General features: G+C 72.9%; 17 protein-coding genes and 1 tRNA gene. 4 read left to right on the top strand and 14 right to left on the bottom strand.

Translation table 11 applies throughout. The features are described from left to right. The first annotated feature begins 3 nt into the window (after positions 1 to 3). Positions 4 to 498 carry an AbrB family transcriptional regulator gene (locus FHU33_RS25170; protein ID WP_246064050.1) on the top strand — a complete coding sequence of 165 codons (495 nt, stop codon included), beginning with the start codon at positions 4 to 6 and terminating at the stop codon, positions 496 to 498. 68 nt (positions 499 to 566) lie between these two features. Here the strand turns inward: FHU33_RS25170 and FHU33_RS20665 are convergent, their stop codons facing one another. Next, the gene (locus FHU33_RS20665) at positions 567 to 1,892 is read right to left on the bottom strand and encodes a DUF2252 domain-containing protein (RefSeq protein WP_246064051.1); all 1,326 of its coding nucleotides are present in this window, start codon (positions 1,890 to 1,892) and stop codon (positions 567 to 569) included. Between the two features lie 106 nt (positions 1,893 to 1,998). On the opposite strand from FHU33_RS20665, the gene FHU33_RS20670 reads away from it, so the two are divergent. Next, a complete protein-coding gene (locus tag FHU33_RS20670) occupies positions 1,999 to 3,021 on the top strand; it encodes an SGNH/GDSL hydrolase family protein (protein ID WP_142027492.1) in 1,023 nt (340 codons plus the stop codon). Positions 3,022 to 3,143: 122 nt separating this feature from the next. Then, positions 3,144 to 4,364, top strand: a complete 1,221-nt coding sequence (locus tag FHU33_RS20675; RefSeq protein WP_142027493.1) for an acetyl-CoA C-acetyltransferase — start codon at positions 3,144 to 3,146, stop codon at positions 4,362 to 4,364. Positions 4,365 to 4,502: 138 nt separating this feature from the next. On the opposite strand, the gene FHU33_RS20680 is transcribed toward FHU33_RS20675, so the two are convergent. After that, positions 4,503 to 5,330, bottom strand: a complete 828-nt coding sequence (locus FHU33_RS20680) for a Bax inhibitor-1/YccA family protein (protein WP_142027494.1) — start codon at positions 5,328 to 5,330, stop codon at positions 4,503 to 4,505. A gap of 142 nt (positions 5,331 to 5,472) precedes the next feature. Next, positions 5,473 to 5,546: transfer RNA gene (locus FHU33_RS20685), tRNA-Leu, on the bottom strand. 107 nt (positions 5,547 to 5,653) lie between these two features. On the opposite strand from FHU33_RS20685, the gene FHU33_RS20690 reads away from it, so the two are divergent. Next, positions 5,654 to 6,583: an alpha/beta hydrolase gene (locus FHU33_RS20690; RefSeq protein WP_142027495.1), complete on the top strand. Its 930-nt coding sequence runs from the start codon at positions 5,654 to 5,656 to the stop codon at positions 6,581 to 6,583. 43 nt (positions 6,584 to 6,626) lie between these two features. On the opposite strand, the gene FHU33_RS20695 is transcribed toward FHU33_RS20690, so the two are convergent. From FHU33_RS20695 to mfd, 11 genes are all read right to left on the bottom strand, one after another. Continuing rightward, complete coding sequence (locus FHU33_RS20695; RefSeq protein WP_142027496.1) at positions 6,627 to 8,039, bottom strand: NAD(P)/FAD-dependent oxidoreductase; 1,413 nt, start codon at positions 8,037 to 8,039, stop codon at positions 6,627 to 6,629. Positions 8,040 to 8,082: 43 nt separating this feature from the next. Continuing rightward, positions 8,083 to 8,856 (bottom strand): uracil-DNA glycosylase, encoded by a 774-nt coding sequence (locus tag FHU33_RS20700; protein ID WP_142027497.1) that lies wholly within the window; start codon positions 8,854 to 8,856, stop codon positions 8,083 to 8,085. A gap of 47 nt (positions 8,857 to 8,903) precedes the next feature. Then, positions 8,904 to 9,860 carry a Ppx/GppA phosphatase family protein gene (locus FHU33_RS20705; RefSeq protein ID WP_211355298.1) on the bottom strand — a complete coding sequence of 319 codons (957 nt, stop codon included), beginning with the start codon at positions 9,858 to 9,860 and terminating at the stop codon, positions 8,904 to 8,906. Beyond that, the gene (locus tag FHU33_RS20710) at positions 9,857 to 10,363 is read right to left on the bottom strand and encodes a DUF501 domain-containing protein (protein WP_142027498.1); all 507 of its coding nucleotides are present in this window, start codon (positions 10,361 to 10,363) and stop codon (positions 9,857 to 9,859) included. Before FHU33_RS20710 ends, FHU33_RS20705 begins: the two co-directional genes overlap by 4 nt. Before the next feature lie 73 nt (positions 10,364 to 10,436). Next, the gene (locus FHU33_RS20715; RefSeq protein WP_142027499.1) at positions 10,437 to 11,036 is read right to left on the bottom strand and encodes a septum formation initiator family protein; all 600 of its coding nucleotides are present in this window, start codon (positions 11,034 to 11,036) and stop codon (positions 10,437 to 10,439) included. Between the two features lie 25 nt (positions 11,037 to 11,061). Further along, positions 11,062 to 12,339 (bottom strand): phosphopyruvate hydratase, encoded by a 1,278-nt coding sequence (eno, locus tag FHU33_RS20720; protein ID WP_142027500.1) that lies wholly within the window; start codon positions 12,337 to 12,339, stop codon positions 11,062 to 11,064. Positions 12,340 to 12,509: 170 nt separating this feature from the next. Further along, positions 12,510 to 13,409 carry an MOSC domain-containing protein gene (locus FHU33_RS25540; protein WP_211355299.1) on the bottom strand — a complete coding sequence of 300 codons (900 nt, stop codon included), beginning with the start codon at positions 13,407 to 13,409 and terminating at the stop codon, positions 12,510 to 12,512. Between the two features lie 179 nt (positions 13,410 to 13,588). Further along, entirely contained in the window at positions 13,589 to 15,547 is a 1,959-nt protein-coding gene (locus tag FHU33_RS20730) for an HNH endonuclease signature motif containing protein (protein WP_170182620.1), read from the bottom strand. A gap of 156 nt (positions 15,548 to 15,703) precedes the next feature. Further along, the gene (locus FHU33_RS20735) at positions 15,704 to 16,636 is read right to left on the bottom strand and encodes a nucleoside triphosphate pyrophosphohydrolase (RefSeq protein ID WP_142027502.1); all 933 of its coding nucleotides are present in this window, start codon (positions 16,634 to 16,636) and stop codon (positions 15,704 to 15,706) included. Positions 16,637 to 16,667: 31 nt separating this feature from the next. Then, entirely contained in the window at positions 16,668 to 17,675 is a 1,008-nt protein-coding gene (locus FHU33_RS20740) for a SurA N-terminal domain-containing protein (protein WP_142027503.1), read from the bottom strand. A gap of 91 nt (positions 17,676 to 17,766) precedes the next feature. Continuing rightward, on the bottom strand, positions 17,767 to 21,303 hold the full coding sequence (mfd, locus tag FHU33_RS20745; RefSeq protein ID WP_211355300.1) for a transcription-repair coupling factor: 3,537 nt from the start codon (positions 21,301 to 21,303) through the stop codon (positions 17,767 to 17,769). Positions 21,304 to 21,346: the final 43 nt, after the last annotated feature.

The following is a 21,346-nucleotide window of genomic DNA, read 5'->3' on the forward strand; positions in this document are numbered from 1 at the left end:
CGCGTGCACGCCGCCGGACGGTTCCTGGTCATCCTCGTCGCCGGCGCCGGGGCGGGGATGCTCGCCGGCGCGGCAGGCATACCGGGTGGGTTGATCTTCGGTTCGGTCGTGGGCGCGGCCGCTGCCGGTCTCGTCACCGGGTGGGAGATCACTGTTCCACCGTGGCTGGCCAACCTGGTGCTCATCTGCGTGGGTGCGCAGATCGGGATGCGCGTCACGCGGGACACCGTGCAGCTGCTCGGCGGACAGCTGCTGCCTGCGACTGCGGCGGCTCTGGTTCTCATCGCGGGCGGCCTCGGCATCACCTGGATACTGCGTCGCACCGGCCGCAGCCCCCGGGGTGACGTGCTGGCGACGTCGCCCGGCGCCCTCGAGGTGCTGATCGCGATCGCGGTCGAGCGGAACTACGGGGCGGGGCAGGTGGCCGTGTTCCACCTCGTGCGCATCCTGCTGGTGGTCGCGTCGGTACCTCTCCTGCTGTACCTGTTCCCGCCCTGATGAGGACGACGGACGGCCTGGCCGGCACGTCGGCATGGTCATCGACCTGCCGCGTCCGTCGGCAGCGACTACTCGCTCGAGCTGATGCCCGGGATCGCGCCCGCCCGGAAGGCGTCGACGAACAGGCGGAAATCGTCCTGGGTGCGGCGCGCGTAGGAGTGCGCGAACTCGACCAGGTCGTCGACGAACTCCTTCCGGCGCCCGTCGAGCATCGCCACGATCGCGTCCTCGGTCTGGAACGGTACGAGCGTGTGGTCGCTGTCGGCATCGCCCACGCAGTGCAGCTTCGCCGTCGCCCGGCCGAGCTGCTCCAGGACAGGCCGGATGTCGGTCGGCTCGGTGAGGTCGTCCCAGTCGAGGTCGAGCTCGTAGGGCGACAGCTCCGCGACGACGAAGCCGGTCCCGCGGATCTCGGTGTGGCCGAGGAACTGGGAGGCGTGCGACTGCAGCGCTCGCTGGCTGACCGCCGTCCGGTGGCCCTCGTGCTCGAAGTAGTCGCGGATCTCCGGGTCGTCGACGATCCGGCTGGGTGCGGGCACGTTGCCCTGCTTCAGCGACAGGACGACGTCGTTCTCGAGCGCCTGGTCGTAGCCCTCCAGCAGCACGTTGTACGCGGGCAGGCCGGCGCTGCCGATCCCGAAACCGCCCGTGCCGATGACGTCCTTGACGTCGTAGGCGACCTCCCGCCGCCACGGCCGCGGCGGCAGTGTCGCCTTGTACCGCTCCAGCGCCTCGATCACCTCACCGTGCTCGTCCCCCTCCAGCCGGCGGTTGCGCGGGGACTCGGCGAAGCGGCGTTCGTTGTCCTCCACCAGCGTCATCCGCTGCAGGAGGCCCAGCCGGGTGCGGGTGGCCGTCCGGCGGATCAGCTCCTGCACCGCGCCGTGGGTGTTGCCGGCCAGCAGGGCGAAGTCGCGGTCGGCGTCCGAGCGCGTGAACGCCTCTACCTGGTCGAGCCAGGCGTTCAGGTAGCCGGCGAGCAGGTCGCCGATCACCTGGTCGGAGAACGCCTTGCGCCAGGCCATCAGGGCGAAGCTGGCGGCGAAGCGGCGCAGGTCCCAGCTGACGTGGCCCAGGTAGGCCTCGTCGAAGTCGTTGACGTCGAAGACGATCCGTCCGGTCGCGTCCATGTAGGTGCCGAAGTTCTCGGCGTGCAGGTCACCGTGGATCCACACGCGAGACGTCTTCTCGTCACACCACCGGTCTTCCATGGCGGCCATGTCGGCGTAGAACAGGCACGCGCTGCCCCGGTAGAAGGCGAAGGGATCGGCGGCCATCTTGCGGAACTTCGTGCGGAAAGCGCCCGCGTCGGCGGCCATGAGGTCGGCGAACGCCTCCACGAGGACGTCGACGATCAGCTTCCCGCGCTTCTCGGGATCTATGGGATGGGTCACACCTGCGGGTGATAGGGCCACAGGAGGCACCGTAGAGGGCCGATAACCTCGGTGACAGGGACGAGGGCAGGCCAGGACCAACGCAGAGCACCGGAACGGAGGCACCGTGACGCGGACGGCGATGGCGCGACGGCTGGCCGCCGCAACGGCCTACGGCGGCGGCAGCGTGGCCCTCGGCAGCGCCGCCCTGGTCGCCCTCCTCCGCGAGGAGGCGCGCGCCGCCCGCCGCAACATCGAGGCCCGCACCGACAAGTCCGGCCCGCCCTCTGGCGACGGCGTCTACGGCCGTGGAGGAGGCAAGCCGCTTGTGTTCACCGTGCTGGGCGACTCCAGCGCCGTGGGCCTGGGTGTCGAGCACTCCTCCCAGACACCGGGCGCCCTGATCGCCGCGGCGCTCGCCGAGCTCGCCGAGCGCCGCGTGCGGATGGTCCGGTTGGCCGTCTCCGGCGCCCGGTCCGAGCAGCTGGAGACCCAGGTGGAGAAGGCCCTCGTCGAGCAGCCCGATGTCGCGCTGATCATGATCGGCGCCAACGACGTCACCAGCCGGACCCGGCCGGCGGTCTCCGTCCGGCACCTGGCGGACGCCGTGCAGCGGCTGACGGCGGCCGGCTGCGAGGTCGTCGTCGGCACCTGCCCCGACCTCGGCACCATCCGGCCGATCGCCCAGCCGCTGCGCACCCTGGCGCGGCGCTGGAGCCGGCAGATGGCCGCCGCCCAGACCATCGCGGTCGTCGAGGCCGGCGGGCGGACCGTGTCGCTGGGCTCCGTCCTCGGGCCTGCCTTCGCCTCCGACCGGGACATGTTCAGCGTGGACGAGTTCCACCCGAGCGCGCACGGCTACGCGCAGGCCGCGGCCGTGCTGCTGCCCTCGGTCGCCGATGCCGTCGGCGTCTGGCCCGCCTCGGCCGACCGGGGCGTGCGTCCGATCCGCCGCGGCACCGTGCGGCCGATCGAGAAGGCCGCGGCGCGGGCCGCCAGCCGGACCGGCACCGAGGTGCAGCCCGCCGAGGTGCGCGGTTCGGACACCGGGCCGTGGGGGGCATGGGCTCTGCTGCGCCGCCGGCGCCCGACCGGGATCCCCACGCCGGAGGAGGCGCAGGAGTCTGCGGAGGCCTCGGTCACCGCCTGAGCGGGTGGGTCGGTCCCCGGCCGGGGCGTGGCACCGCTGGGCCCCTTTACCGCGGAGTAGTTTCGGGGTCGACCCGTCGCCTGTGCACCCGTGCCCGGCGCCCACCTCATCGTGGAGGACCCATGCCCGAAGCAGTCATCGTCGCGACCGCCCGCTCGCCCATCGGCCGCGCGTTCAAGGGGTCGCTGAAGGACCTGCGGCCCGACGACCTGGCCGCGACCATCGTCCGCGCGGCGCTGGACAAGGTGCCCGCTCTCGACCCGCGGGACATCGACGACCTGATGCTCGGCTGCGGCCTGCCGGGCGGTGAGCAGGGCTACAACATGGGCCGCGTCGTCAGCGTGCTGCTCGGCATGGATCACCTGCCCGGCACGACGATCACCCGCTACTGCTCCTCCTCGCTGCAGACGACCCGGATGGCGATGCACGCCATCAAGGCCGGCGAGGGCGACGTGTTCATCTCCGCCGGCGTGGAGATGGTGTCCCGCTTCGTGAAGGGCAACAGCGACGGCCTGCCCGACACCAAGAACCCGGTGTTCGCCGACGCCGAGGCCCGCGGCGCCAAGGTCGCCGAGAGCGGCGCCGACTCGTGGACCGACCCGCGCCAGAACGGCGACGTCCCGGACATCTACATCGCGATGGGCCAGACCGCGGAGAACCTGGCGCTGCTGAAGAACGTCTCCCGGCAGGAGATGGACGAGTTCGCCGTCCGCAGCCAGAACCTCGCCGAGCAGGCGATCAACGACGGCTTCTGGGAGCGGGAGATCACCCCGGTCACCACCCCGGACGGCACCGTCGTCAGCAAGGACGACGGCCCGCGGGCCGGCACTACCCTCGAGGCTCTCTCCCAGCTCAAGCCGGTGTTCCGCCCCGACGGCCGGGCGACGGCAGGCAACGCCTGCCCGCTCAACGACGGCGCCGCCGCCGTGGTCGTCATGAGCGACACCAAGGCCGCCGAGCTGGGGCTGACCCCGCTGGCGCGCATCGTCTCCACCGCGGTCACCGGCCTGTCACCGGAGATCATGGGCTACGGCCCGGTCGACGCCTCGAAGCTCGCGCTGCAGCGGGCCGGCATGACCATCGACGACATCGACCTCGTGGAGATCAACGAGGCCTTCGCCGCCCAGGTCATCCCGAGCTACCGCGACCTGGACATCGACATCGACAAGCTGAACGTGCACGGCGGCGCCATCGCCGTCGGCCACCCGTTCGGCATGACCGGCGCCCGTATCACCGGGACGCTGCTCAACGGCCTGCAGACCCGGGACAAGACCTTCGGGCTGGAGACCATGTGCGTCGGTGGCGGCATGGGCATGGCGATGGTGCTGGAGCGCCTCTCCTGATCGCCCGTCGACCGACGGTGTGCACGGATGTGCAGGTTCGTCGCTGAGAACTGCGCATCCGTGCACACGGTCGCCGGAACGACGAAGGCCCGGCCCCCTCGCGGGGACCGGGCCTTCGTCGTCGGTACGGGTGCTAGCTCACTCGCGGAAGTAGCTCAGCAGCCGCAGGATCTCGATGTACAGCCAGATGACGGTCACCAGCAGGCCGAACGAGATGTACCAGGCGAACTTCGCCGGGGCACCACGACGGATGGCCTCGTCGGCCAGGTCGAAGTCCAGCAGCAGGAAGAACGCCGCGATACCGATCACGACCAGGCTGAAGACGATCGCGATCGGGCCACCGGAGCGCAGGCCCAGGCCGTCGCCGCCACCGATCCAGGCGGCGACGAAGTTCACCACCATGAGCACGAGCGCGCCGATACCAGCGGCCAGGACCCACTTGGTCAGCTTCGGGGTGACCCGGATGGCGCCGGTCTTGTAGACCACCAGCATGCCGGCGAAGACACCGAAGGTGCCGATCAGCGCCTGCATGACGATGCCCGGGTAGATGTCGTTGAACGCCTCGCTGATCGCCCCGAGCGCGACGCCGTACAGCGCGCCGTAGGACAGCGTGGCCGCCGGGTTGGCGATCTGCTTGAACGCGATCACCAGGCCGAGGACGAACGCCACGAGCACGGCCGGGAGCGCGAGGCCCCAGCCCGTCTGCCCGGGCAGCGCCCAGACGCCCGCAGCCGCCAGGACGGTCACCAGGAAGGTGATGCCCGTCTTGGTGACGACGTCGTCCATCGTGAGGTACCGCGTGGTGGTCGCCGCGTACGGCGACGGCGCGGCATAGGGGTCGTGCTGGGTGGGGGCACCGTACTGGCCGGGTGCGCCGTACTGCTGGGGCTGGTTGCCCCAACCGGCGTACTGCTGGCCGTTGCCGGCGCCACCAAACCGGCTGAAGGCCGGGTTGCTGCTGGGCATCGTCATCTCCCTGAGGTGACTGGTCGGTCCGTGGAGCTCACGGTGCTGCACTCCACTCGGTCAGGTCAACGCCTGACGCGCCCAAGACGTTCCGGCGTGTCGCGCCTTCCCTCTCCCGGGTCACCGAAGCAGGCCCCGGGCGTGCCCCCGGTCGGGATCGAACCGACACTCGGACCCTTTTAAGGGGCCTGCCTCTGCCGATTGGGCTACGGGGGCTTCCTGCGCACGCTAGCGGGGCGGGGCGGTGACGGCCCGTACGGTAACGGCGTGGAGTTCCGGACGGAGGTTCTGTTGACCAGCACGAGAACGGCGACGCCCGCCCGATGAACCGGCGTCCTCAGGTCCCGGTCCGCGCCATGCGTGCCGGCGTGCGAGCCCTCGTCCGGCCGGTGCTCGGCCCCCGCGTGCCGGTCGGCATCCAGCGCCGGTGGCTGCACATGGTCACCCGGCCCACGCCGCTGGCCGAGGGAGTGACGATCCGGTCCGGCCGACTGGGCCGGAGGCCGGCCGAGACGCTCGTCCCGGCCGACGGGGATCCCGGCACGGCGCTCCTGTACCTGCACGGCGGCGGGTTCACCACCGGCTCCCCAGCCACGCACCGGGCGCTGGCCACCCATCTGGCCGCGGCCAGCGGGGCGACCGCGCACGTCCTGGACTACCGGCTGGCGCCCGAGCACCCTTTCCCGGCCGCCCTGGACGACGTCCTGGCCGCCTACCGGGAACTGCTCGATCGTGGCGTGACTCCCGCCCGCACGGCGCTCGCGGGCGACTCGGCCGGTGGCTGGCTGGCGCTGACCGCGGCGCTCCGGCTGCGTGACGCCGGTGACCCAGCGCCCGCCGCGCTCGGCCTGATCTCTCCCTGGCTCGACCTGACCGGCAGCGCCTGGCCCGACGACCGCACCGACGCGATGCTCCGCCCCGCCTGGCTGCGCCGGTGTGCCCGCGACTTCGGGAGCGGCACCGACCCCGCCGAGCTCGCCCCGCTGGATGCCCGGCTCGCCGGCCTTCCGCCGATCACGATGCACGTCGGCAGCGAGGAGATCCTGCTCGAGGACGCCGTGCGGCTGGCCCACCGGGCGCGTGCGGCGGGGGTCCCTGTCGACCTGCGCCGGTTGGACGGCATGTGGCACGTCGCACACGCGTCGGCGGGGCTCGTGACCGCGTCGACGGCAGCGGTCACCGCGCTGGGCACCGCACTGGCGGCCCATCTGATCTCAGCGTCGGATCAACGGCCCCACGCTGTCGCCGACTGATCCGGTCACCTCGCCGGCCGGACATGACCGAGTGGCCCCCGCGTCAGCCCGCCTCGGCGCGCCCGGAGGTGTCTGCGGTCTCCGGGTGGTCGGGCCGCGGGGGCGGGAGCTGCCCGGTCCGCCCGGTGTTGGCGGCGGACACGAACTCGCGGCGGGGGTCCTGCAGCTGTCCGAGGGAGACGACCTCGCGGCGGAACAGCGAGGCCAGCGTCCAGTCGGCGACCACCCGGGCCTTGCGGTTGAAGGTGGGCACCCGGCTCACGTGGTAGGTGCGGTGCATGAACCATGCCGGCCAGCCCTTGAGCTTCACGCCGTAGACCTGCGCCACACCTCGGTGCAACCCGAGGCTCGCGACCGAACCGACGTACTTGTGCCGGTAGGGCACCGGCTCACCGCCGGAGAGGACGGCGACGATGTTGTCGGCCAGCCGCCTGGCCTGCCGGACGGCGTGCTGAGCGTTGGGGGCGGTGGTGGCCCCCGGCTCGTCCTTGGTGAGGTCCGGGACCGCCGCCAGGTCGCCTGCGGCCCAGGCGTCCGGTCGCCCGCGTACCTTCAGCGTGGCCTCGCACTCCACCCGGCCCCGGGAGTCCAGCGGAAGGTCGGTCTCGGCGAGCACGGGGTTGGGTTTCGTGCCGGCCGTCCAGACGAGGGTGTCGCTGTCGAACTCGTCGCCGTCGCTGAGCACGACGTGACAGTCCTCGACCGATTCCAGCCGCGTGTTGAGCCGCACGTCCATGCCGCGGGCGGTGAGTTCCTTCACCGTCCAGGCGCCCATGTCGAGGTCCACCTCGGGCAGGATGCGCCCGGTCGCCTCCACCAGGACCCAGCGCATGTCGCTGGGTGAGAGCCGCGGGTAGTAGAGCTCGATGGCGTAGCGCGCCATGTCCTCCAGCTCGGCGAAGGCCTCGATGCCCGCGTACCCACCGCCGACGAACGTGAAGGTCAGGGCCCGGGCGCGGACCGCGGGGTCGTCGGTCGAGCTGGCCGCGTCGAGCCGGGCGAGGACGTGGTTGCGGAGGTAGATGGCCTCCCCGACGTTCTTGAACCCGATGCCGTGCTCCGCCAGACCGGGGATCGGCAGGGTCCGTGCGACAGAACCCGCGGCCATCACCAGCACGTCGTAGGAGAGGTCGAAGCTCTTCCCTTCGATCGGGGTGATCCGGGCCCGCTTCTCGGCGTGCGTGAGGCCGGTGAGCGCGCCGGTGATGACCCGGCAGCGGTTCAGCGTCCGCCGCAGCGGGACCACGACGTGGCGGGGCTCGACCGAACCGGCGGCCGCCTCCGGCAGGAACGGCTGGTAGGTCATGTGCGGCTGCGGGTCGACGACGACGATCTCCGCCCGGCCCCGGGAGAGCTTCTTCTGCAGGCGCAGGGCGGTGTAGAGGCCGACGTACCCCCCGCCCACGACCAGGATCACGGGGCGGTGAGTCAGCTCGCGAGCGATCGCCTCAGCCATGCGACGAGCCTAGGCCCGGGAGGGCGCGCCGACCCGGTGAGGACTACGGCGGTGGCGGGAACCCGGCGAGTTCGGTGGCGCGGCTCAGCACGGCGTCCAGCATCGGCTCGGTGAGGCGGCCGGTGAAGGTGTTCTGCTGGCTGACGTGGTAGCTGCCCAGCAGCGTCAGCGGTCCGTGCAGGCCCGCCAGCGCCACCTCGATGCCATGGCCGAACTTCGGCCTGGGCCGCGGCGGTCGGTAGCCGGCCGCGGCCAGCACCGGCCACAGCGCCGTCCACCCGAAGCCACCGAGCACCACGACCACCCGCAGGTCCGGCAGGAGGGCCAGCTCCCGCGCCAGCCAGGGGTTGCACGTGTTGCGCTCCTGCGGGGTCGGTGCGTTGTCCGGTGGCGCGCAGCGCACGGAGGCCGCGACCCGGACGCCGGTCAGCTCCAGCCCGTCGCCGATGTGCGTGGACGTCGGCTGGTTGGCCAGCCCCGCCCGCCAGAGAGCGGCGAAGATCCAGTCACCGCTCCGGTCGCCGGTGAACACCCGGCCGGTGCGGTTGCCGCCGTGCGCGGCCGGCGCCAGCCCCACGACGGCGATGCGCGCGTCGGCCGGGCCGAGGCCTGGTACCGGGCGGCCCCAGTACTCCTCGTCCCGGAAGGAGGCGCGCTTGACCCGCGCGACCTCCTCGCGCCAGGCCACGAGGCGCGGGCAGGCGCGGCACCCGGAGATCCGCGCATCGAGGACGGCGAGATCGCGCACCGATGCGGCCGAGCGGACGACCCCTGCCGGGCTGCGCGTGACGGGGAAGCCGTCGGCGTCTACAGGCATAGGTACCTATACGTGCGTCCGGGGCTCCAAAACATAGGTATAAATTCCTATGCCTGGGGGCGGGCCAAACGCAGGGCGATGCCGTCCAGGATGTCGTGCTCGCTGACGACGACCTCGGCCAGACCGAACTCGTCCATCAGCACCCGCAGGATCAGCGCTCCGGCACCGATGACGTCGACCCGGCCGGGGTGCATGACCGGCATGGCCGCGCGGCGCTCCCGGGTCGCGGCCAGCAGATCGGCGGAGACCTCCCGGACAATGGCCACCGGGATCCGCGAGCCGTGGATGGCCTCCGGGTCGTACTCCGGCAGGTCGAGGGCGATCGCGGCGACGGTGGTCACCGACCCCGCCACCCCGACGAGGGTGGCCGCCTCGCCCACCGGAACCTCGGCGACCACCTGGGCGAGGGCGGCCCGGACGTCGTCCTCGGCCCGGCGGATCTCCGCAGGCGTCGGCGGGTCGCCGTGCAGGTGCCGCTCGGTGAGACGGACGCAACCGATGTCGACCGACCTGGCCGCGCGCACGCCATCGGCGTCGCCGAGCACGAACTCCGTCGAGCCCCCGCCGATGTCGACGACGAGGAACGGCGGGCGCGGCGCGGCGGACCCGTGGGCGCCGGCGGCCGACTCGAGCGAGGCGGTTGCGCCGAGGAAGGAGAGCTCGGCCTCCTCATGGCCGGTGATCACGTCCGCCGGGCGGCCGAGCGTCACCGTCACCATCTGCTCGAAATCCGCCCGGTTGGCGGCGTCCCGGCTCGCGCTCGTGGCCGCCATCCGGACCACCGTGGCACCCAGCTCGCGGGCAGTGGTGGCGTACCCGAGGAGGGCCAGGCGCGTCCGCTCGATCGCCTCCGGTGCGAGGCGGCCGGTCGCGTCCACGCCCTGGCCCAGCCGGACGACCTCCATGTGACGGGCCAGGTCCGTGTGCGCGCCCTGTTCCGGCACGTCGGCGACGAGCAGCCGGATGGAGTTGGTGCCGCAGTCGATGGCGGCCACCCGCGTCACGGAGCCTCCTCGGCGGCGGGCTGGGCGCACGGTCCCGCGGCCCACCACTCCCCCATCTCCTCGACCGCCCGGTCACCGATCGGGTTGACGCCCGGGCCGGCGGCGAGGGCGTGGCCGGCCAGCGCGTGCAGACACTTCACGCGGTCGGGCATCCCACCGGCGGTCATCTGCGTCGGCAGCACGTCCCGCGCGTCACGGGTGGCGAGGTAGGCATCGTGCGCACGCTGGTAGCCGGCGGCCAGCTCGGGATCGGTGGCCAGCTCGTCCTGCCACTCGCGCATCCGGCCGGCCGACTCCAGCCGGCTGGCCGCGGCCGTCGCCCGCGGGCACGTCAGGTAGTAGAGCGTCGGGAACGGCGTGCCGTCCTCGAGCCGGGGCGAGGTCTCGACGACGTCGGGCTGACCGCACGGGCAGCGGTGCGCCACCGCAACCAGGGCGCGCGGCGGGCGACCGAGCTGGCGGGCGATGATCTCCCGCTCGGCATCGGTCACGGTTCGGCTCACTCCGCCTCCTCGCTGGCGCTCGTCGACGTCGTTCCCAGGGCTGCCGTGTCCATCCGTGAGCTCGCGAGCTCGCTCACTCGGAAGGCTCCGCGTCGGCGTCGGCGTCGGCCAGCGACTGCATCAGGTTCTCGTACCAGGGCAGTTCCTCGTCCGGGCCGGCCGACGCCAGCGTGCCGGCGTCGCCCTCCACGGCCTCGCCGTCCACGACGACGACCAGCCGGTCGCCCGGCAGGACGTAGGTGAGCCGCTCCCGGGCCTGCCGCTCGGCGTAGACGGGGTCGGACTGCCGCTCGAGCTGCTCGCGGAGCTCCACCGCCCGCTGATCCAGCTCCCGCCCCTCGGCGGCGAGCTGCTCGAGCTCGGCCTGCCCGGCCAGGTACTGCCGGATCGGGCCGGCCAGCGTCAGCGCGAGCAGGAGCACCAGCCCACCCAGCAGGACGGCCCGGCCGGTGACCAACGGCCGCCGGCGTACCGCCGTCGCGGCCGTCGACCGGACCGACCGGCGCACGGAACGACGAGCACCCGGCCGGCTGGTGGCGCTGCTGCGCAGGCCAGCCGGGACCGGCCGGGTGGAGTGCACCCGGGGCGCCCGGCCGGTGGTGCGGGTGACCCGGCCGCTGCCGCGGTGGCCGTCGCCCGGCGATCCGCCCCGCCGGCCTCGAACGTTGCTCATCCGCCTGTGCCCATCGGCGAGCGGCTCAGCCGGCCAGGCGCGGGAAGGCCGCGGCGCCGGCGTAACGGGCGGCGTCGTCGAGCTCCTCCTCGATGCGCAGCAGCTGGTTGTACTTGGCGACGCGCTCGCTGCGGGCCGGGGCGCCGGTCTTGATCTGCCCGCAGTCGGTGGCGACGGCGAGGTCGGCGATCGTGGTGTCCTCGGTCTCGCCGGAGCGGTGGCTCATCATCGAGCGGTAGCCGCTGCGGTGGGCCAGGTTGACCGCGTCGAGGGTCTCGGTCAGCGTGCCGATCTGGTTCACCTTCACCAGCAGCGCGTTGGCCGCCCCCCGGGCGATGCCGTCGGCGAGCCGGGTCGGGTTGGTGACGAACAGGTCGTCGCCCACGATCTGCACCCGGTCGCCCAGGGCATCGGTCAGCGCAACCCAGCCGTCCCAGTCCTCCTCCGAGAGCGGGTCCTCGATGGAGACGACCGGATAGGCGTCGACCAGCTCGCGGTAGTAGTCGACCAGGTACTCCGCCGAGCGGGACTGGCCCTCGAAGTCGTACCCGCCGTCGGTGTGGAACTCGGTCGCGGCCACGTCCAGGGCGAACGCGATGTCCGAGCCGAGGGTGTAGCCGGCCTTCTCGACGGCGTCGGCGATGAGGTCCAGCGCGTCACGGTTGCTCGGGAGGTCGGGGGCGAAGCCGCCCTCGTCGCCGAGGCCGGTGGAGAGCCCGCGGCCCTTCAGCACCCCCTTGAGCGCGTGGTAGGTCTCGGTGCCCATGGCCAGCGCCTCGGCGAAGGTGGCGGCGCCGATCGGGGCGATCATGAACTCCTGCACGTCGACGTTGCTGTCGGCGTGGGCGCCACCGTTGAGGATGTTCATCATCGGCACCGGCAGCAGGTGAGCCGAGGGACCACCGACGTAGCGGAAGAGCGGCAGACCGGTGGAGTCCGCGGCGGCCCGCGCGACCGCCAGGCTCACGCCGAGGATCGCGTTCGCGCCCAGGCGCGACTTGTCCGGCGTGCCGTCGAGGTCGATCAACCGCTGGTCGACCAGCCGCTGCTCCGTCGCCTCGTAGCCGACCAGCTCGGGGCCGATGACGTCGAGGACGCCGTCCACAGCCTGGGTGACACCCTTGCCGCCGTAGCGCTCGCCGCCGTCGCGCAGCTCGACCGCCTCGAAGGCGCCCGTGGAGGCGCCGCTGGGCACGGCGGCCCGGGCGATGGTCCCGTCGTCCAGGGCGACCTCGACCTCAACGGTGGGGTTTCCGCGCGAGTCCAGGATCTCCCGCGCGCCTACGGCATCGATGCTCGGCACAGGGGCAGCCTAACCAGGCTGCTCCGTCCCGCTCGTCAGCCGCGCGTCACTGGCGTCTCTATACGGCCCGCCGGGCGGGTCGGAACCGGAGCCCTCGCCCGCGCGGCTCCACGGGCGCGACCATCGGCATGCCCCTGAAGGCTGCTCCAGGGACACCTGCCGCGCGAAGGTCAGACGAGGGAGATCGGCTCTCCGAGACGGATCTCCCCATCGGAGAGGACGTCGACGCGCAGCCCGCCGCGGTGGATCAGCGGCCGCAGGATCCCGGGCCCGCTGAGCCGGTCCAGGTGGACGCAGGGCTCACATAGCCGGCGACCTTCGCATAACGCGGTGCCGAGGGAAAAGGTGCGTCCGACGAGGGCGTTGACGTCGATGCCCCGGGTGAGCACGTTGCGCCGGGTACCGGCGAAGCTCAGCGGCTGCCCAGCCGCGGCCATCTCGTCGAGAACCTCGGCGGCGATCAGGGTCAGGTCGTACCCGGGGCGGTGTCCGGCACGAGGACTGAACGTGCCGGCACGCGCGGCGTAGCGGTCGCCCTCGAGTCCGCGTCCGGCGCGCGCCTGCCCGATCTCCAGTAGCTGCATCGGCGCCTCGGCCGCGGGCGCGACGGCGATGCCTTCGACGGTGCCGTGCAGGTCGGGCACAGCCGGGGTCTGCCGGAGTACCGGGTCGAGGGAGGCCACCGCGTAGGCCTCGGTGATGCGGAGTTCGACAGTCGCCCGGCCCACCAGTGCCGGGGCCTGAGGGCTCAGGACGACGCCCGGCGGCGTGCCGAAGGCCAGCACGGCCACGCCAGGGGCGTCGGGTCTGGATCTGACGGCAGGGTCGGCGGCGTCCACGACGGCGATCCACCAGCCAGCCCACTGGAAGCGCACTGCGTCGGCGATCGGCACCAGTCCCGAGCCGCGCTCGGCAAGCCAGGTGCGCCACGCGCCCAGAGCGTGCGCCAGATCGTTGTCGGACAGAGGCACGTCGCCCACGGGAATCTCGGTGACGGATGCCAAACAGGTGGCGAATCCGCGGACCAGCACGGTGGCGTCCGGGCCGCCCGGGAGCTCGACGTCGATCACGGGGCCTCCCAGAGAGCTCGAGCCCCTCGCGCAGGGCACGACGCACGCGGACCTTACGGGCAGCGGGGAAGCCGACGCACGACTGTCCGAATGTGTTCCTAGCTGGGCCGCTACGGGACATCTCGTGGCGGCCATCATCCGCATCTCGTGGCTCGCCGACTGGACCCCCAGTTGTGACGCTAGAAGGGCGGGATGTCGAGGTCGCTGCCGAACCGCGGTGGGCGACTGACCAGCACCTTGCCACTGGGCATGGTGATCGCCAGCCCTCCGTCGTCGACCGCATCGAAGCGCCAGCCCGGCGCCTGATGCTTGAGCCGGTGATGGTGTTCGCAGAGGCAGCAGAGGTTGTGGTACGCGGTTGGGCCCTCGGGCCACTCCCGCCGGTGGTCGAGGTCGCACGTCCGAGTGCGGGCGCGGCACCCCGGGAACCGGCAGCGCCGGTCGCGCAGCCGCACGAAGCGGTCGAGTTCCGCTCCCGGCGTGTACCCGTCGGTTTCCGACGGCGGACCGAGGCACGCACCGCGGCGGATCCCCGCGGCGTCGGTCAGGGCGATCAGGCTGCCCCGCAACTTGTCGACGACGGCGATGTGCGGCCGATGGGCCAGCCCCGTTCCGCCGAGGTCGCGCACACCGATCAGCGCACCCACGTCCAGCAGAGTGCGCAGCTCACCGTCGGTCCAGGTGCCGTCGAGGATCGCCTGCCTCGCCCCGGCCAGCCCTTCCCGGACCGCGGCCTCGTTCCGCGCCCGGGCGAGTGCAAGCCACTCGCTCAGCGTGCGGTCCTTCACGGGCGTGGGCTGGGGCCCGTGACCTGTCCCGCCCCGGGGCGGCTCGGGCTCCGACTCGAGCTCGAGCTCCGGCTCAGGGGCGGCGTCGCGCTCGGGCTCGGGCTCCGGCTCAGGGGCGGGGTCGCGCTCGGACTCGGGCTCCGGCTCAGGGGCGGGGTCGCGCTCGGACTCGGACTCGGACTCGGACTCGGACTCGGACTCGGTGAACGATCCGGTAGTTGCCGGGGAGGCATGGGTCTTCGGCGCCGGGGCGCCGTCGTCGGGCAGATCCCCGACGTCCGGTGCCGGGCGGGGCATCAGGCCGAACGTGTAACCGAGCTCGCGCACCATCTCGGCCGGCACGAGCATCCCCTCGATCTGCCCGGGCTCCGCGCCGCCGAGCATCGTCTCGAGAGTTGCCACGAGGGTGAGCGCGATGGTGACCGGCGGCATGCCGTTCTCCCCGGGTCGCAGGATCAGGTCCTGGACGCAGTCGGCCATGCGCTGCTGCTTGGTCCGCTCGTCGCCGTCGGCCCGGGCATCCTCGGCGTACACCTCCAGCGCCCGGTAGATCGCCGCCGCGGCCGGCAGGGGGAGGTCGAGGGACACCGTGGCGGTGCCGTCCCGGCGGTCGTGCAGCCGCACGCCGCGCTCACGGACGGCCGCCACCAGCTTGCGGGCGGCGGCATCGGCATCCTTGCGCAGCACGATGCGCCGGGCACAGTCGCCCAGCTGAGGGGGCGTCTTGCGGTCGAGCAGCCCCAGCACGTGCCCCTCGATGTCGGCGCGCAGCGCGTCGTCCTCGACCGGCCCGACCACGTTGACCATCTGCCGCGCATGCGCCGGGGTCAGCTCGCCACGGGCCAGCAGGGCGTGCGTGCCGGGCAGCCGCTCGACCAGCACCAGCGACTCCGCCAGCTGCGCTCCGGCAGCCGTCGAGGTGATGCCCAGCGAAGGAGCCACCTCGTCGACCGCCCACTCGCTCACCCCCGACAGCGCAGCTGGACGTGCGGCCCGGGTTGCGGCCGACATGGCCCCCTGCTCCCCCGGCTGCCGGTCGAACAGCTCCGACGGCCGGCATCGGGCGAACTCGGCCAGCGACGTCGCGACCACGGCCGACAGCCGGGCGATCGCCCGGGACGCGGCGACGGCCCGCTCCAGATGATCGATGCCGGCGTCGAGCACGCGCTTCAGTTCGGAGAGATCCGGAGCGCCGACCTGTCCGTCGTCCCCGGCGGGACGCCCAGGGGCCGACGAATGCCCCGGGCGCGCACCACGGTCACCGGGCACCCACTCCCAGGCGACTTCCGGCCCGGGACGGAGCACCTCGACCACGGGCCGCTCAGGGCGGTCCAGCAGAGCCGTTGTCAAGGCACGTTCGAACGACGATGGGAGGGAAGCACCGTCCCGCACGCCGCAGCCCTGCTCGAACATGCGTTCGATGATACCGGTGATGCGGCGCGCCGACCAGTGGAGAGCCCACCTGTGGACGAACGGCCGGCGGGGTGGGGAGCGGCGATGTGCCGGCTACGACGGTCGGTCCACCGAGGAAGCGGCGGCCTCGGCGTCGAGCTCCCCGGCGTACCGGCGCACTGCCTCGCGGAGGGCGTCCTCGACGTCCCATCCGCGCTGCTCGGCGGCCGTGACGACGGCGAGCAGCCGCTCCCCCAGCTCCTCCGGGCTGCCGACGGAAAGCTCGGCGGGCTCCGGCGTGCTCAGCCCGGCCCGGCCTGCGCGCCGCACCAGGGCTGCTCCCCACGCAGCCGCCGGCTGGGACCGGGAGACACCCTCGGTGGGTGAGCGCCGCTGCTTCTCCGCCTGCTTGATCTCCTCCCACCCCGCCTCGACGGCGGCGACGTCCCGGGGGCCGGCGTCCCCGAACACGTGCGGGTGCCGCCGCACCAGCTTGTCCACCAGGTCGCCGGCGACGTCGTCGATGTCGAAGCGGCGGTCGGGCGACGCCTCGGCCGCGACCCTCGCGTGGAAGGCCACCTGCAGGAGGACGTCGCCGAACTCCTCCCGCATGGCCACCGGGTCGTCATCGACGATCGCGTCGTAGGCCTCGTGCGCCTCCTCCAGGAGGTAGCCGCGCAGCGAGGAATGGGTCTGCTCGGCGTCCCACGGGCAGCCACCCGGGGAGCGCAGCCGGTCCATCACCGTGACGACGTCCAGCAGCCGGGCTCCGGGCGGCTCCGGCGCACCCACCACCACGGGGACACCTGGGAAGTCGGCCGCCTCGGCCGGCGCCCCCAGGCAGACGACGTCGTCCGTCCGCGCAGCCGCGGCCGCGACGTCGGGCAGCTCCTCGACCGGGACGTCCGCGGCCCGCAGCATCTGCGCCTCGGCGACCGCTCCGGGCAGCGCGACGACGGGCCGGGGCCCGGTCACCGCCCGCCAGCCGGACGCGCCGAGGAGGGCGGGGAGACGGGGGTTGACGGTGACGAACTGGACGACGGGCACCCGGTCAGTCTCCGGGACCGCCGTGCCGCCCCTACTCCGCGGGGGCGGGGGCGGGGGCGGGGGCGGTGGCGGCCGCGTCCTCGTCGCCGAGGATGTCGACGACTCCGCCGCCGCCGGGGACGAGCCGCCCGTCCTCCAGCACGCCGTAGCGCGGGTTGACCGTGACCTCGAGGTCGTCCCGCACGGCCTCGATCCGCTCGTTGCCCGCCGTCTCGACCGCCTCGCTCTCCAGCTGGGGGCGGACCTCCTCGAACGACGGGTAGACGACGCCTTCGACGAAGGTGACGACGACGCCGCCGGCCTCGGGCACCGGCGTCGCGAAGGCGGTGTTGGGGGCGGCGGCCGCGATCCCCTCGGCCAGGATGGCCGGCAGCTGGTCGGGAGCACGGGACTCCAGCGCGGGGATCGTGGCCGCCCCGGCGTACTGCGCGGCGAGCGCCGGGTACGCCGCCGGATCGGCGGTGAGCTGTGCGACGACGGCCTGCGCCGTGGCGTCGTCGGGCACGGTGATGTAGCCGAACGAGACCTCGCCCAGGCTCTCCCGCACCTCCTGGTACCGCGCCCGGAGTGCCTGGTCGCTCAGCTCGTCGGCCTCTCCTTCGGCCTCGGCGATCTCCCGCCGCACCAGCTGCTGGCGGACGTTCTCGACGACGTCCACGCGACCGATCCCCTGCTGGGCGAGCTGGCCGAAGACCTCGTCGGGATCGTCACCCCCGAGCAGCTCGTCGATGCGGGCGCGCACCTCCTCGTTGCCGACCCGCACGTCGTAGCGCTCGGCCGCCTCGGCGTAGACCTCCTCCTGCACCAGGAGGCCCAGCACGCGACGGGTGAAGTCGTCCCGCTGGCCCTCGGCGTAGGCGGCGACCCCGGGATCGGCCAGCCGGTCCTCGACGGCCGACTGCAGCTCGCTCACCGAGATCTCCTCGTCACCCACGTAGGCGGCGACGCTCGGCGAGGTCCGGCAGGCAGTGAGGCCCGACACCGCGACGGCAAGGAGGAACCCGGACACGACCACCCGGGGAACTCGACGCTTCAGCACGCCCGCAGGTTGCCACACCGGATGTGACGGTCGCCGCACACCGGCCGAGGCGTGCGGCAGAAATGGCCATATCTGCCGCTACGGGCCGGCATCAGGCAGCTACCGGCTGCTCTATGACGGCCTTCAGCACCGAGTGCAGGTTCTCCAGCAGCGCGACGTCGCGCAGCGGGGTCCGGCGGTCGGGGCCCACCGGCACCTTGAGCGAGATGGTCTCGACGGCGGCCTTGTACGAGGCGCCGTCGGCCAGCCGGGCCAGGCGCATCTGCTGCGACTCCCGGAGCGGGACGGGCGAGATCCGGATGGCCCGCCCCTGCAGCGACACCTCGCTGATGCCCAGCGCGCGCATCGCCGTCCGGAAGCGGGCGACCGCGAGCAGGTTGAGCACCGGGGCCGGCGGAGCGCCGTAGCGGTCGGTGAGCTCGTCGAGCACGGCCTGCGCCTGCTCGTCGGTCTGCACCGACGCCACCTTGCGGTAGGCCTCCATGCGCAGCCGCTCACCCGGCACGTAGTCGTGCGGCAGGTGCGCGTCGACCGGCAGGTCGACCCGGACCTCCAGCGGCTCGACCGGCGCGGACTCGCCGGTGACCTGGGCGCGGTAGTCGGCCACCGCCTCGCCGACCAGCCGCACGTAGAGGTCGAACCCGACGCCGGCGATGTGCCCGGACTGCTCGCCGCCGAGCAGGTTGCCCGAGCCGCGGATCTCCAGGTCCTTCATGGCCACAGCCATGCCGGCGCCGAGGTCGGTGTTGTGCGCGATCGTCGTCAGCCGGTCCACCGACGTCTCGGTGAGCGGCCGGGTGGGGTCGTAGGTGAAGTAGGCGTAGGCCCGCTCGCGGCCACGGCCCACGCGGCCCCGGATCTGGTGCAGCTGGGAGAGGCCGAAGGTGTCGGCGCGGTCGACGATCAGGGTGTTGGCGTTCGGGATGTCCAGGCCGGACTCGACGATCGTCGTCGCGACCAGGACGTCGTACTCCTTCTCCCAGAAGCCGACCATGATCCGCTCGAGCTCGTGCTCCTTCATCTGCCCGTGCCCGACGGCCACGCGGGCCTCGGGCACCAGGTTGCGGATCTTCGCGGCCGCCTTGTCGATCGACTGCACGCGGTTGTGGATGACGAACACCTGGCCGTCGCGCAGCAGCTCGCGGCGGATCGCCGCCGCCATCTGCTTGTCCTCCCACGCGCCGACGTAGGTGAGCACCGGGTGCCGCTCCTCGGGCGGGGTGAGGATCGTCGACATCTCGCGGATGCCGGTCAGCGACATCTCGAGCGTGCGCGGGATGGGCGTCGCCGACATCGACAGCACGTCGACCGCCGTCCGCACGCTCTTCAGGTACTCCTTGTGCTCGACGCCGAAGCGCTGCTCCTCGTCGACGATCACCAGGCCGAGGTCCTTGAAGCGGGTGGTCGGCTGGAGCAGCCGGTGGGTGCCGACGAGGACGTCGATCTCGCCGGCGGCCAGCTTGCGGATGATCTCGTCGCTCTCGGCCTTCGACTGGAACCGGGAGAGGACGGCGACGGTCACCGGGAACTGGGCGAACCGCTCGGCGAAGGTCTTGACGTGCTGGTTGGCCAGCAGCGTCGTCGGCACGAGGACGGCGACCTGCTTGCCGTCCTGCACCGCCTTGAACGCCGCCCGGACGGCGATCTCGGTCTTCCCGTAGCCGACGTCGCCGCAGATGATCCGGTCCATCGGGACCGGCTGCATCATGTCGGCCTTGACCTCGTCGATGGCGCCGAGCTGGTCGGGTGTCTCCTGGAAGGGGAAGGCGTCCTCGAGCTCGCGCTGCCAGACGGTGTCCGGCCCGAAGGCGTGGCCCTTCGTGGCCATCCGCGCGGAGTAGAGCCGGATCAGCTCCGCGGCGATCTGCTTGACCGCCTTGCGGGCGGAGTTCTTCGTCTTCTGCCAGTCGGCGCCGCCCAGCTTGGACAGCGCCGGCGCCTCGCCCCCGACGTAGCGGGTGAGCTGGTCGAGGGAGTCGGTGGGCACGAACAGCCGGTCCGGCGGCTGGTTCCGCCGCGACGGCGCGTACTCGACGATCAGGTAGTCACGCTGCCCGCCGTTGACGGTGCGGCTGATCATCTCGATGTAGCGGCCGATGCCGTGCTGCTCGTGGACGACGAGGTCGCCGGGCTGCAGCTGGGCGAGGTCGACGGCGTTGCGCCGGCGGGCCGGCATCTTGGTCGCGTCGCGCATCGACGTGCCGCGCTGGCCGGTGAGGTCGTGCTCGGTGAGCAGCGCCAGGCCCACGCCGGGGAAGGCGAACCCGGACTCCAGGTTGCCCTGGGTGACGTAGGTCAGGCCGGCGTCGGGTGCACCCGCGATGTCCGGCACCAGCCGGACGCCGAGGTCGGCCTCGGTGAACTGGTCCGCGGCGCGCTGGGCCGGACCGGGTCCCGCGAAGGTGACGACGACCCGCCGGCCCTCGCGGGACCAGGTGCGCACCTGTTCCGTTGCGCGTCCGACGTCGCCGGAGAACCGCTCGACCGTCGTGGCATCGAGGGTGACGTGCCCGTCGTCGTCCTCCGAGGCCAGGGTGAAGGCGCCCGTCGTCCACCACGGCAGGCCGCGGATCCGGGCCGCCGTCTCGATCTCGGCCAGATCACGGAAGGACGACGCCCCCAGGTCGATCGGGGCCTGGCCGGCCTCCGCGGCCGTCGACCAGGAGGCGGCGAGGAACTCCTCGGCGGTGCGCACCAGGTCGGCGGCGCGGGTGCGCACCCGCTCGGGGTCGCAGACCAGGACGTGCGTGTCGCGCGCCACGAGATCGGTGAGCAGCTGCATCTCACCAGCGACCAGGGCGGGGATCAGCGACTCCATTCCCTCCACCGCGATCCCCTCGGCCAGCTTGCCGAGGATCTCGGTCAGCTCCGGGTGCTGATGAGCCAGGGCTGTGGCGCGCTCGCGCACCTCGGGCGAGAGCAGCAGCTCCCGGCACGGCGGGGCCCAGAGCCGTTCGGGGCGCTCGTCGAGGGAGCGCTGGTCGGCGGCGGAGAAGTAGCGCAGCTCGTCGACCTCGTCGCCCCAGAACTCGACGCGCACCGGGTGCGGCTCGGTCGGCGGGAAGACGTCGAGCAGACCACCGCGGAGGGCGAACTCACCACGTTTCTCGACCAGCTCCACGCGGGTGTACGCGGCGTCGACCAGCGCACGCGCGACGTCGTCGAGGTCAGCGGAGTCGCCGGGCTTCAGCTCCACGGGGACGAGGTCCCCCAGGCCCGGGGCGAGCGGCTGCAGCACGCTGCGCACCGGGGCGACGAGCACGTCGATGGTGCCGTTCTCGCCCGGGTGCGTGAGGTCGCGCAGCACGGCCAGCCGGCGGCCGACGGTGTCCGCACGCGGGCTCAGCCGCTCGTGCGGCAGGGTCTCCCACGCGGGGAAGGTCTCGATCCGCCGTCCTGGGACGAAGCAGCGCAGGACGTCGGCGACCTGGTCTGCGTCCCGCTCCCCCGCCGTCACCACGAGGACGGGCACGCCGGCGCCCGGCTGCTGCGCCGCCAGGGCCGCGGCGACCAGGGGCTGGACCGGCGGCGCCGCGGTGACGGCCAGCGAGGTGCGGCCGGCCGAGGCGGCGACGCGCGCCATCCCAGGATCGGTGAGGACGACGTCGAGCACGCCGCGCAAGGTCACGAGGGTTTCACTCCTGGAGGTTTGGGCGGCCGCGCACACCGCC

It is taken from the genome of Blastococcus colisei, assembly GCF_006717095.1.
GTDB classification, from domain to species: domain Bacteria; phylum Actinomycetota; class Actinomycetes; order Mycobacteriales; family Geodermatophilaceae; genus Blastococcus_B; species Blastococcus_B colisei.